Source organism: Micromonospora orduensis (genome assembly GCF_006228125.1).
GTDB classification, from domain to species: Bacteria; Actinomycetota; Actinomycetes; order Mycobacteriales; family Micromonosporaceae; genus Micromonospora; species Micromonospora orduensis.
The window spans coordinates 50,749-63,211 of the sequence record NZ_VDFY01000117.1 but is presented as its reverse complement, the minus strand read 5'-3'; the positions used below and the strand labels follow the sequence as shown (position 1 = coordinate 63,211).

Sequence of the window (12,463 nt, the reverse complement as noted above, 5' to 3'; positions counted from 1 at the left end):
CCCGCCGCCCGCCGCCCGCGAGGCCACGGACCGGCTCACAGTTGGCTGCCGTACCTTGACCAGCATGGGGCGTTTCGCGCAGTGGCGCCGGATGGTGCTGGCGCACGGGCACCGGCTGCTGGACCGGGCCGGCGAGCCCGATCCGTTGACCGGGCCGGCGCCGAGCCTGAACCGTCTCGACGCGCTGGTGGAGGGCTTCGCCGCCGGCCAGTCGGTGCGCTGGGCACTGGCCGGAGCGCCCCGGCCGTTGCCGGAGGCGGTCGACGTGGCGGCGTACCGGATCATCGAGGAGTCGCTCACCAACGCGCGCCGGCACGCCCCGGGCGCGCCGGTCGCGGTCCGCCTGCGCTACGACCCCCAGGGCATCACCATCGAGGTACGCGACGACCGCGCCGACGCCGCCGCGCCGGTGGGGGAGCCCCGAGGTGCCGACCAAGGGCTGATTGCCGTACGCAGACGTGCCGAACGCATCGGCGGCATCTTCTCCGCCGGCCCGCGACCCGAGGGCGGTTTCGCCGTCCGGGCCGTCCTCCCGGCGCCCGAAGAAGCGGCCGGGTGACGTTCCGGGGCTTCCCCGATGGGGTGCGGCGCAAATAGGGTGGGGTCGGCGACCGTGACGGTGGCCGGTGACCCGGTGGGAGGCGCAACCCGCCGGGCTCAGGTGCGCTCGGCATCCACCGGTGTTCCGCCTCGGTGCCACGTACCGGTCTGACCGGTCACCCTCGCCCCGGTCCGCACAACGGAATCCCCATCACATCAGGGGAGAAGGACAATGGCGCGACCCATCACGCTCTTCACCGGCCAGTGGGCTGACCTTCCGTTCGAGGAGGTCTGCCGGCTCGCCTCCGAGTGGGGCTACGACGGTCTGGAGATCGCCTGCTGGGGCGACCACTTCGAGGTCGACAAGGCGCTCGCCGACGACTCGTACGTCGACCGCAAGCGGGAGACGCTCGCGAAGCACAACCTTCAGGTCTTCACGATCTCCAACCACCTGGTCGGCCAGGCGGTCTGTGACCATCCGATCGACGAGCGGCACCAGGACATCCTGCCCGCCCGGATCTGGGGCGACGGTGAGCCCGAGGGCGTCCGCCAGCGGGCCGCCGAGGAGATCAAGGACACCGCGCGGGCGGCGGCGAAGCTCGGTGTGAAGACCGTCGTCGGTTTCACCGGCTCGTCGATCTGGCACACCCTGGCGATGTTCCCCCCGGTGTCGCCGTCGATGATCGAGCGCGGCTACCAGGACTTCGCCGACCGGTGGAACCCGATCCTCGACGTGTTCGACGAGGTGGGGGTGCGGTTCGCGCACGAGGTGCACCCCAGCGAGATCGCGTACGACTACTGGACGACGAAGCGGGCGCTGGAGGCGATCGGCAACCGGCCCGCGTTCGGGCTGAACTGGGACCCGTCGCACTTCGTCTGGCAGGAACTGGACCCGGTGAACTTCATCTTCGACTTCGCCGACCGGATCTACCACGTGGACTGCAAGGACGCGAAGGTGCGTACCGGCGACGGCCGGCGTGGCCGGCTCGCCTCGCACCTGCCCTGGGCGGATCTGCGTCGCGGGTGGGACTTCGTCTCCACCGGGCACGGCGACGTGCCCTGGGAGGACTGCTTCCGCGCGTTGAACGCGATCGGCTACACCGGCCCCATCTCGATCGAGTGGGAGGACGCCGGAATGGACCGCCTGCTCGGCGCTCCGGAGGCGCTGCAGTTCGTCCGCCGGCTCGCCTTCGACGCCCCGAGCGCCGCCTTCGACGCGGCGTTCAGCAGCAAGGACTGACCGCACCCGGACAGACCACGGGCCGGTCGCCTCTCGGCGACCGGCCCGTCGACGTGCGATGGGTCTACGTGCGGTGGATCAGAGCGTGCTGGCGTTGGTGCCCGAGCCGGACGGCTTGGTGCGGGGGTTGGTGGCCGACGGCGACCCGGAGGTCGTGCCGACCGGGCTGCTGCCCGTCTTGGCGCCCACGGTGGCGGGCGTGCCGGCGAACGCGTCGTCGGCGGCGGTCAGTTCCTGCTTGCCGGTGCTGCCGTTGCCGGTGCCCAGCTTCTCGCCCAGTTTGGTCTGGCCGAGCTTGTCCTTGCCCTCGCTGTAGAGCTTGTTGGCCTGGGCCTGCGCGACCCCGGCCGCCTCCTGGACGGTCGGGTGGTCGAGCACCTTGCGGCCCCGGACCACGAGCTCCTCGTACTTCTCCCGGCCGGCACGGGCGCCCAGGACGAATCCCGCAGCCAGCCCGCCAAGAAACATGATCTTTCCGCGCATGGCGGCTCCTTCCGTACCTGACGCGCCGTCGCCCCGGCGGGTTGCCCCGTCCGAAGGCGACCAATTCGCGCCTGCGTCCTCTGTCCGCAGCTAACTACCCATCCTGCTCTCCGCTCAAGCATGCGTGTGCCGGGATGACGATTTATCCGGATTGTCGAGCTGCGGACCGGGAGGGAACCCACTGGACCACCACCCGGGTATGTCCTGTACTCTTGTCCCGTCGCACGGCGCCGGTGAGATCCGGTTCCGGGCGGTGCACGATCCCCTGTAGCTCAATTGGCAGAGCAGCCGGCTGTTAACCGGCAGGTTATTGGTTCGAGTCCAATCGGGGGAGCAGAGCTTCACCCCACGCCCGTCGGCCTTGGCCGACGGGCGTTTTCGTGCGCATGGCCCCGGTTTCGCCCTCCCCCGTCGCGCTCGCCCGGCAGGATGGTCGATGTCGACTTAGACTCCCGCTGCGTCGATTGATGCGTCGATTCTAGGGGTGGGTGCGGATGGCCGGACGAGGCGGCAGGGCCACGCTGATCGCGGTGGCGGTCGTGCTGGCCTGGCTGGTGATCGGCGGGGTGGCCGGCCCGTACTCGGGGCGCCTGAGTGAGGTCGCCACCAACGACAACGCCGCGTTCCTGCCCACCGACGCCGAGGCGACCCGCGCCCAGGACCTCGCCGGCGGCTTCGTCGACCGGGAGACCGTCCCGGCGCTTGTCGTCTACGAACGGACCTCCGGCATCACCGACGCGGACAAGCAGCGGGTGAGCGCCGACCTCGCCCGGTTCGCCCAGGTGCCCGGCGTGGTCAACCCGCTGCCCCCACCCATCCCCAGCGCGGACGGCCAGGCACTCCAGGTCGTCGTACCGGTGGACGACGCCGAGGGCGAGGAGATCGGCGCGGTCGTCGAGCAACTCCGCGACATCACCGGCGGCGACCGGGACGGCCTCACCGTGGACGTCGCCGGACCGGCCGGCCTGCTCGCCGACCTGATCGAGGTCTTCTCCGCCATCGACGGGCCCCTGCTGCTGGTCACCCTCGTCGTGGTGCTGATCATCCTGCTGATCGTCTACCGCAGCCCGGTGCTCTGGATCTTCCCGCTGCTCGCCGCCGGAATGTCGTACGCGCTGGCCTCGGTCTTCGTCTACCTGCTCGCCGACGCCGACGTGCTCAAGCTCAACGGGCAGGCCCAGGGCATCCTCACCGTGCTGGTCTTCGGCGCCGGCACCGACTACGCGCTGCTGCTCATCGCCCGCTACCGGGAGGAGCTGCACCGGCACGACCGACCGTGGGACGCCATGCGCACCGCCTGGAAGGGCGCCGCACCCGCCATCATCGCGTCCGGCGGCACCGTCATCGTCAGCCTGCTCTGCCTGCTGCTGTCCAGCCTCAACTCCAACCGGGCGCTCGGCCCGGTCGCCGCCATCGGCATCGCCGCCACCCTGCTGGTGATGCTCACCTTCCTGCCCGCACTGCTGGTGCTCGGCGGGCGGTGGGCGTTCTGGCCCCGACGGCCCCGCGAGGACCAGGCCGACCCGCGCGCCGAACACGGCATCTGGAGCCGCATCGCCGGCTTCGTGGCCCGGCACTCCCGGCCGATCTGGCTGAGCACCGCCGTCGTGCTCGCCCTCCTCACGCTCGGCCTCACCCAGCTCGGGTCCACCACCCTAGGTCAGTCCGACCTGTTCACCCAGCGCACCGACTCGGTCGACGGGCAGCAGGTGATCGCCAGGCACTACCCGGCCGGCACCGGCAGCCCGGCCACCATCTTCACCACCGAACAGACCGCCCGGCAGGTTGCCCAGGTGGCGCAGGGCGTACCCGGCGTCGCCGACGTCCGCCCGCTCACCGCCGGCCCGCAGACCGGCCCGCCGGACCCGAACGCCGCACCGAAGGTCGTCGACGGGCGGGTGCAACTGGAGGCGACCCTGGCCGACCCGCCGGACAGCGACGGCGCCGAGCGGACCATCCGCGAGCTGCGGGTCGCCGTCCACCGGGTGCCCGACGCGGACGCCGTGGTCGGCGGCTTCACCGCGATCAACGTGGACACCTCCGACGCCGCGACCCGCGACCAGAACGTCATCATCCCGATCGTGCTGGTGGTCATCGCCGTCATCCTGGCCCTGCTGCTGCGCGCCCTGCTCGCCCCGCTGCTGCTGATCGGCACCGTGCTGCTCAGCTTCGCGGCCACCCTCGGCCTGTGCGCGCTGCTGTTCCGGCACGTCTTCGACTTCCCCGGCGTCGACTCGTCGTTCCCGCTGTTCGCGTTCGTCTTCCTGGTCGCGCTCGGCATCGACTACAACATCTTCCTGATGAGCCGGGTGCGCGAGGAGTCCGTCAAGCGCGGCACCCGCGCCGGTGTGCTCGCCGGCCTCGCCGTCACCGGCGGAGTGATCACCTCCGCCGGCATCGTGCTCGCCGCGACCTTCTCCGCCCTCGCCGTCCTGCCCCTGGTGGTACTCGTCGAACTGGGTACCGCAGTCGCCATCGGGGTACTGATCGACACGATCATCGTCCGGTCGCTGCTGGTGCCGGCACTCGCGTACGACATCGGGCCGAAGATCTGGTGGCCGGGCCGGCTGTCCCGGGCGAACGGTGAGCGGGAGGCGCGCGATGCTGGCTGAGACCGACGTGGTCATCGTCGGCGGCGGCCTGGCCGGCCTCGCCGCCGCCCGGCGGCTGCACCGCGCCGGCGTGCCCTGGCGGCTGCTGGAGGCCGGCGGCCGACTCGGCGGCCGGGTCGCCACCGACGTCGTCGACGGCTACCTCATCGACCGGGGCTTCCAGGTGCTCAACACCGCCTACCCCCGGCTCGGCACGCTGCTCGACACCGACCGGCTCAACCTCGGGTACTTCACCTCCGGGGTGCTCGTGCGCAAGGGCGACGACCTGCGGCGGCTGGTCAACCCGTTGCGGGAGCCCACCGGCGGGCCGGGCACCGCCCTCGCCGGCGTCGGGTCACTGCGCGACCGGCTGCGCTTCGCGGCGCTCGCCGCCGGCTGCGCCACAGTGCCCACCTCCCGGCTGCTCGCCGCCCCGGAGACCAGCGCCGAGACGGCGCTGCGCCGCGCCGGCCTCTCCGACGCGATCATCGAGGAGCTGCTGCGGCCATTCCTGTCCGGGGTGTTCATCGACCGGGAGCTGGCCACCTCCAGCCACGTCCTCGCGATGGTGCTGCGCTCCTTCGCCCGCGGCCGCATCGGCCTGCCCGCCGAGGGGATGGCCGCGCTGCCCCGGGCCATCGCCGACCCGCTGCCGGCCGACCTGCTCGACCTGAACATCCCGGTCGCCGAGGTCGCGCCCGGCCGGGTCCGCACGCAGGCCGGCGACATCCGCTGCCGCGCCGTCGTGGTCGCCGTCGACCCGCCCGCCGCGGCCGCGCTGCTGCCAGCCCTGGCGACGGTACGGATGCACAGCTACACCACCTACTACCACAGCGCGCCCGAGCCGCCGCTCGCCGAACCGATCCTGCTCGTTGACGGCGACCGGCGGGAGATCGTGGCGAACACAGTGGTGCTCAGCAACGCCGCCAGCACGTACGCCCCCGCCGGGCGGCACCTCGTCGCCACCTCCGTGGTCGGCCCGACCGCCCCACCCGAGCCGACCATCCGGGGCGAGTTGACCCGGCTGTACGGGCGTTCGACCGCCGACTGGACACACCTCACCACCGTCGCCGTCCCGCAGGCGCTGCCCGCCGCGCCGCCACCACAGGGGCGGCTGCGCAAGCCCGTCGCGCTCGGGGAAGGCCTGTTCGTGGCCGGTGACCACCGGGACAGCCCATCGATCCAGGGCGCCCTCGCCAGTGGCTGGCGCGCCGCCGGCGCCGTGCTGGAGGAGCTGCGCGCCAGCTGACCGCCGTACCCGAGCACGCTGTTATATTCCTGTAGCCCTTCGTGCTGGTGCAGGCGTGGGCGCCGGCCGGCGCGGTGCTGGCTGCTGACCGCCGAGCGGGATAAGATCCGGCGCGGTGTTCGGGGCGGTAGCTCAGCCGGTTAGAGCAGGGGACTCATAATCCCTCGGTCGCGGGTTCGAGTCCCGCCCGCCCCACCACGGAAACACCCTGGTCAGTCATGCTGCCGACGACCCTGACGAACCGCGTCGAGGTCCGGACCGACGCCCTCAGTCCGCGCGAGTCCGCAGCAGCACGACCTCGCGACAGGCTGGCCACCGACGCAACATCCTGACATGTCGATGTGCGTGCGGAGGGCTTGAGGGGTCGCAACGGCGATGAGTTTCGTTATGGTGTCCAGTCTGTACTCATGCACCCATCTCCGGACTCTCGGGGAGAGCGTTTCATCACCTCTACGCACAGGAGGCAAGCGTGAAGCTTCTCCTCACTTCCGCGGGCGTCCAGAACCCGAGCATCCGCGATGCGCTGGTCGACCTGCTGGGCAAGCCGATCGCCGACTCCAGTGCCCTCTGCATCCCCACGGCGGCCCACCCCACGGGCGGGCCAGCCTCGGCCTGGCGCTTCATCACCGGTCAGACGCCGCTACCCATGTGCGGCCTGGGCTGGAAGTCGCTGGGCGTCCTTGAGCTGACAGCGCTGCCCAGCATCGGCGAGGAGCGGTGGGTCCCCTGGGTCCGGGAGGCTGACGTCATGCTCGTGGCCGGCGGCGATGCGACGTACCTGTGCCACTGGATGCGGCAGTCCGGGCTGGCGGACCTCCTGCCGTCGCTGCGGGACACCGTATGGGTGGGGTTGAGTGCTGGGAGCATGGTGCTGACCCCCCGGATCGGTGCGGACTTCGTCAAGTGGCAGTCCGCGCCCGACGACCGCACACTGGGGGTCGTCGACTTCTCGATCTTCCCGCACCTAGGTCTCGAGCCGGACAACACCATGGCTGGTGCCGAGCAATGGGCGGCCGAGATCGCGGGTCCGGCGTACGCAATCGACGATCAGACGGCCATCAAGGTGACCGACGGCACCGTCGAGGTGGTCTCCGAAGGGCAATGGACGACGTTCGGGTGAGGCCCCGGGCGGCCGTCCGGATCTGCGATGAGCGTGCGGTGGCCGGTGATGCGTGAGCGTGCGGATCTACGGGTGCCGTGTTCGCCGTTGGCGTGACGGATGGGGTGGCGGCCAGCGGGCGACGTCAGGCACGGTGAACCGGTGGATGCCGCAATTGTTCTTGTGCACAGCCCATCGGTGGGTCCTCTGACTTGGGCGCCTGTGGCGACGAGGCTGAAGGCCGCGGGTGCGGTTACGGTGGTGCCTTCGCTGCTCGGCGTGGCGGATGCAGGACCGCCGTTCTGGCCGTCCGTCGCAGAGACCGTCGGCAGATCCACCGGCCAGTTGCCGCTGGACATCCCGGTCGTCCTGATCGCGCACAGCAACGCCGGTCTCTTTGTCCCGGTCATCGTCGAGGCTGCCCGGCGTCCGGTGGCCGGCTGTTTGTTCGTCGACGCGGCGTTGCCCGCTCGCAGCGGGCCGACGGCGATGGCACAGCCTGAGCTGCTGGATTTCCTGCGGCCCAAAGCGACCGGTGGCAGGCTGCCGCAATGGACGGCGTGGTGGGACGAGTCCGATGTCGCGCCGATGTTTCCGGATCCGCAGACCCGGCGTGTTGTCTCGGCGGAGCAGCCGCGCCTGCCGTTGAGCTACTACGAGGAGAAGGTTCCCGTTCCGGACGGCTGGGACAACGCGGCATGTGGGTATCTGCTGTTCGGTCCGCCGTACGAACAAGCCGCGCAGGACGCGCGGGAACGCGGCTGGGACTTCGACCATGTTCCAGGGCTTCACCTGCATCAACTCGTGGATCCGGACACGGTGACCGCTCGCATCATCGCCATGGCCGATGGATGGTGCTCGCCAGCCGGCTGACCACGCACGCTCATGCCACGATCAGCGCGCAGGTGTCGCAGACCAGCTGGCGGACGAGTGTCGCGCACCAGTCGACGGAGGACAGGCACGGGGGTGAACTGTCTAGTCCCACCTGATGCTTGACGGATCCGTCCCAGGTGTTGCTTGACGGTTGGTCTAGGTTTTGTTGCTGACCTTGCGGGGCCGGTGAGCTTTGATGCTACGGACGGGTTGGTCGTTGGTGCGTCTGACGGTGCGGGGTCCGGAGTCGGTGTGGATGGTCAGGTCGGTGTCGGTGACCTCGATCGTGACGGTCTTGCCGGCGTGGGTTCGGCCGAGCGCGACTTTCTGCCCGACGACCATGACCACGCCGGAGTTCGACGCCCGGCGCTGAACGGGCACTGGTCCGGTTGCTGGTTGTGGTGGTGGACCGGCTGGGCGAATCGCGTCGAGGTCACCGACCAACGCTCTCAGTCCGCAGCAGTGACAGGCGACTGGTCGAAGCGGGCGGCACGTGGGGCAGTGGATCGGGCGGACGATGCCTACCATGAGCCGATGATCGAGCAGAGCCAGCGACGCGTTCCTCTGCCAGTCGCCGCCGCCTCGATGACTGTGCTCGTGGCAGCCGCGCTTTCGGCGACGACGATCTTCACGGGTGGTCCATTCATGGCCACCGGGTTGATCGGGGTGCTTCTTCTCCTGGCGTTGGCTTTCGGCCTGTGGCGTGGCAGCGGGCGGGCCCGGTTCTGGACAACCGTTTTCTCGACATTAAGCGTTGCGTACGGCATCTACGCGATCACCCAGGCTGACGCGTCAGGGCTGCTGCAGATCGTTGGTGCGTCGGTCATCGTCGGCCTGTTGCTGGTGCCCGCATCGTCCCGGCGGTGGTTTCACGACCTGCCGGCGGAGGGGTAGCGCCAACCGTCCGCGTCAGGCTGCTCGGGCCGGTGGAGGTGGTCGTCGCCGGCAGCCCGGTGGACCGGAACGCTGCCGTCGCCCATGAACCACTGGCTTTACTCAGAGGCGTCCCGGATACTCGCGGCGTGATCGACAACGACCCCGGTGTACCCGGGCCGCCTCGCGTGTCTCATCCGGCCGACAGTTCGACGATGCCGCTGTACATGGTCTTCTTCTTCCTGCTCGGCCTGGTTGGCTTCGCGATATACGGAATGGTGGACGGTGGGACGGCGCTCGTTCTCGCGATCATGGTTTCGGGGGTGTTCTTCACCTGCTTCCTGATCCTGTTCACGATCTACTGGCTCGGGTATCTGCTGAAGGGGCACGCGATCTGGCAAGCCAGGCACCAGGCCCAGTCCGAAGGGCCGTCCACGGGCGGGTAGTCGAGGATCCCCTTACCTGGACAGCCCTGGTCACCATGGCGGCATGGGTAGATGGCAACGCCCGTACTCTCTCGACGCCGCGACGGGCTTCGCGCGCGGCCGGGCGCGAGCGGTGTCGGGACGCCGAGGCCATTTGCCGGATTCGGCCGACCTCGCATCACCCGCGGTGGCCCCACCGCTGATCAGCGGCAGGACATCCACACGCTGACCCGGCAACATCAGCGTGGCGCGCTCACCGACGCCGAGTACGCCGCGGCGCTGGCGAAGATCCGGGGCGCAAGCGGTGAACGGTAGGGTCGGACGCTCCGCACCCTCACACGTCTGCGCCGGATCGAGCCGGGCGAGGCGGGCCGCGTCCTTCCCGGGCGCGACAGTGGACGACCAGCCGAGCGGCGCGTCGCCCTGGCTCACCCTCGACGCGGTCAGGTACTGATCACCGACCGGCCGGGGTAGCGCAGGCTGTACCGAAGGACGGCAGCAGGGGGGATCGTCCAGGTATCGGACTTCTTGAACCATTGATGGTGTCAAGCGTCACCGATACCGAGGAGTCATCATGCCCGTGACACCGAACGATCCCACCCGCCGCCGCCCAACCGTGCGGATGGCCGCCGCCGCGTTGGCCGCCGTCACCGTCGGCGCCGCACTGACCGGCCCTGCAGCGTTCGCCGGCTCCAGCCGGCCCGACGGCCCGCGGGACGTCGTGCAGCGGCAACTGGACGGCCTGGTCAGCGGGAGCGGCTTCCCCGGCGTGCTCGCCTCCGTGCGGGGGACCGGCGGGCGGGTCCGCGACTACACCGCAGGGGTCGCCGACCTCCAGACGCGCCGCCCGGTCCCCCGGGACGGCCAGGTCCGCATCGGCAGCAACACCAAGACCTTCACCGCGGTGGTCGTCCTGCAACTGGTGGGCGAGGGCCGCATCGACCTGGACGCCACCGTCGAGCACCACCTGCCCGGGGTCGTGCGCGGCAACGGCAACGACGGCAGCGGCATCACCGTACGACAGCTGCTGCAACAGACCAGCGGCCTGCCCGACTACGACGACGTGCTGTTCACCAGGCCGCAGGACCTGATCGACAAGAGTCACTCGTACTACGAGCCGCGCCGGCTGGTGGACGCGGCGCTCACCGGCGCACCACACTTCGCGCCGGGGCAGAAGTGGGAGTACAGCAACACCAACTACCTCCTCGCCGGGCTCATCGTCGAGCAGGTCACCGAACGCCCCATCGGTGAGGAGATCACCAACCGCATCATCAGGCCGCTCGGTCTGCGCGACACCTACTGGCCGGGCGTCGGGGAACAGCGGCTCCGCGGCACCCACCCGCACGGCTACGTCGCCGTGGCGCCGGGCGCACCATGGGTGGACGTCACCGAGATGGACCCGTCCCTCGGCTGGTCCGCCGGTCAACTCGTGTCGACCCCGGACGAGCTGCGGACCTTCTTCGACGCGCTGGTGGGCGGCAGGCTGCTCAAGCCCGCGCAGCAGGCGGCCCTGACGACGACCGTGCCCGCGCCCGGGTTCGAACCGAACGGGGAGTACGCGTACGGCCTGGGTGTCGCCCGGTACGAGCTGCCCTGCGGCGGCTACGCCTGGGGCCACGGCGGTGACATCCAGGGCTTCGAGACCCGCAACCTCGCCACCCGGGACGGCCGGAGCGCCGTCGTCGCCGTGACCGGCCTGCCGACCGGCGAGCAGATGCTCGGCGCGGTGAACCGGAGCGTCGAGACGGCGCTGTGCGCCACCGATCGCTGACACGCCCCCGCCAGGCCGGAGCGGATGATCCAGGGTGGGTCATCCGCTCCGGTAGCCACCACGGGTCGCTGCGGCGTCCGTGGTGAAGCGCGTCGTCGGTACGTGGGCGCGTTCTCCTGACACCGTCACGACATCGTCGCGACGGTCTCCGTCCGGGTCACGACGATGCGGCGGCGGCGCACCGGGTACAGCACCGGGTGGGCGACACCCCAGGCGGCGCCCTTGCAGACGACCTCCTTGTAGCGGGCCGCCAGCCTGCCGGCGAGGAAGGACGCCTTGGCCCGGTCGTCGGCGGTCACGTACTGGATGATGCCGTCGCGGCGGCCGAGGCTGATGCACTGGTTGAAGTAGCGCAGCGGCGCCTTGGCGTACCTGCGCTGCCCGGTCAGGCGCGCGGCGATGGCGTCGGCGGCCTGCCAGGCCATCGGGACGCCCGAGGCGCAGGACATCCGCAGTGGCTTGCCACCCGGTCCCTCGGCGAGTCCGGCGTCGCCGACGGCGTACACGTCGGGGTGGGAGACGGAGCGCATCGTGTCGTCCACGACGATCTGTCCGGTGTCCGCGACGGTCAGGGTCGTGGCGGCGGCGATGGGGTGGACGGCGAAGCCGGTCGTCCACACGGTCACCTCGGCCGGGATCACCCGGCCGTCGGCGGTGACCGCGCCGGTCCCGTCGACCCGGGCGATGTCGGTGTGCTCGTGGACGGTGATGCCGAGCCGGTCGCAGACGCCACGCAGGTGCTGCCGCGCCTTCCCGGTGAGCCAGTCGCCGAGGCCGTCACGGGCGGCGAGCGCGACGTCGAGGTCGGGTCGGGCCTCCGCGATCTCGGTGACCGCTTCCAGGCCGGTGAGGCCGCCGCCGACGACGAGCACGCGCCCGCCGGCGTCGAGGTGGGCGAGGCGGTCGCGCAGCCGCAGCGCCGACGCCCGTCCTGAGATGTCGTACGCGTGCTCGGCGACGCCCGCCACGCCGTGGTCGGCGGCGGCGCTGCCCAGGGCGTAGACCAGGGTGTCGTACGCCAACTCGTCGGTGCCCTTGTCGTCGACGAGCGCGACGGTCCGGCGGTCGACGTCGACGGCGGTGACCCAGGCCTGGCGGACACGCACGCCGGTGCCCGCGTACACCCTGCTCAGCTCGTGGCGCTTGAGACCCTGCCCGGTGGCGAGCTGGTGCATGCGGACCCGCTCGACGAAGTCGGAGTCGGCGTTGACGACGGTGATCTCGGTGTCGTCCGGGTGCAGCCGCCTGGCGAGACGTCCGGCGGCGATGGCTCCGGCGTATCCGGCCCCGAGGACGACGATGCGGTGCTTCATGGTGGC

General features: G+C 70.8%; 11 protein-coding genes and 2 tRNA genes. 11 read left to right on the top strand and 2 right to left on the bottom strand.

From position 1 onward, the window contains the following. A partial coding sequence (locus tag FHG89_RS08870) for a sensor histidine kinase (protein ID WP_341874251.1) occupies nt 1–559 on the top strand: 559 nt, incomplete at its 5' end. A 213-nt stretch (nt 560–772) separates the two neighbouring features. Then, a complete protein-coding gene (locus FHG89_RS08865) occupies nt 773–1,780 on the top strand; it encodes a sugar phosphate isomerase/epimerase family protein (protein ID WP_139583884.1) in 1,008 nt (335 codons plus the stop codon). A 78-nt stretch (nt 1,781–1,858) separates the two neighbouring features. On the opposite strand, the gene FHG89_RS08860 is transcribed toward FHG89_RS08865, so the two are convergent. After that, on the bottom strand, nt 1,859–2,263 hold the full coding sequence (locus tag FHG89_RS08860) for a hypothetical protein (protein WP_139583883.1): 405 nt from the start codon (nt 2,261–2,263) through the stop codon (nt 1,859–1,861). Nucleotides 2,264–2,524: 261 nt separating this feature from the next. Between FHG89_RS08860 and FHG89_RS08855 the strand changes: the two genes are divergently transcribed. The 9 genes from FHG89_RS08855 (at nt 2,525) to FHG89_RS08810 (ending at nt 11,144) form a co-directional block, all read left to right on the top strand. Then, a tRNA-Asn gene (locus FHG89_RS08855) sits at nt 2,525–2,597 on the top strand. Between the two features lie 160 nt (nt 2,598–2,757). Beyond that, nucleotides 2,758–4,875, top strand: a complete 2,118-nt coding sequence (locus tag FHG89_RS08850; RefSeq protein ID WP_139583882.1) for an MMPL family transporter — start codon at nt 2,758–2,760, stop codon at nt 4,873–4,875. Beyond that, on the top strand, nt 4,865–6,103 hold the full coding sequence (locus FHG89_RS08845; protein WP_139583881.1) for an FAD-dependent oxidoreductase: 1,239 nt from the start codon (nt 4,865–4,867) through the stop codon (nt 6,101–6,103). The genes FHG89_RS08850 and FHG89_RS08845 overlap by 11 nt, the downstream gene beginning before the upstream one ends. Nucleotides 6,104–6,224: 121 nt before the next feature. Next, nucleotides 6,225–6,301 (top strand) — tRNA-Ile (locus FHG89_RS08840). A 271-nt stretch (nt 6,302–6,572) separates the two neighbouring features. Beyond that, nucleotides 6,573–7,223 carry a Type 1 glutamine amidotransferase-like domain-containing protein gene (locus FHG89_RS08835; protein ID WP_139583880.1) on the top strand — a complete coding sequence of 217 codons (651 nt, stop codon included), beginning with the start codon at nt 6,573–6,575 and terminating at the stop codon, nt 7,221–7,223. Between the two features lie 240 nt (nt 7,224–7,463). Continuing rightward, a complete protein-coding gene (locus tag FHG89_RS08830; RefSeq protein ID WP_244295283.1) occupies nt 7,464–8,075 on the top strand; it encodes an alpha/beta hydrolase in 612 nt (203 codons plus the stop codon). Between the two features lie 252 nt (nt 8,076–8,327). Beyond that, a complete protein-coding gene (locus FHG89_RS08825) occupies nt 8,328–8,969 on the top strand; it encodes a hypothetical protein (protein ID WP_139583878.1) in 642 nt (213 codons plus the stop codon). A 128-nt stretch (nt 8,970–9,097) separates the two neighbouring features. Further along, nucleotides 9,098–9,394, top strand: coding sequence for a hypothetical protein (locus FHG89_RS08820; RefSeq protein ID WP_139583877.1), 297 nt, complete (start codon nt 9,098–9,100; stop codon nt 9,392–9,394). Between the two features lie 553 nt (nt 9,395–9,947). Further along, entirely contained in the window at nt 9,948–11,144 is a 1,197-nt protein-coding gene (locus FHG89_RS08810; protein ID WP_139583875.1) for a serine hydrolase domain-containing protein, read from the top strand. 125 nt (nt 11,145–11,269) lie between these two features. Here the strand turns inward: FHG89_RS08810 and FHG89_RS08805 are convergent, their stop codons facing one another. Further along, nucleotides 11,270–12,457: an NAD(P)/FAD-dependent oxidoreductase gene (locus tag FHG89_RS08805; RefSeq protein WP_139583874.1), complete on the bottom strand. Its 1,188-nt coding sequence runs from the start codon at nt 12,455–12,457 to the stop codon at nt 11,270–11,272. Between the last annotated feature and the right edge of the window lie 6 nt (nt 12,458–12,463).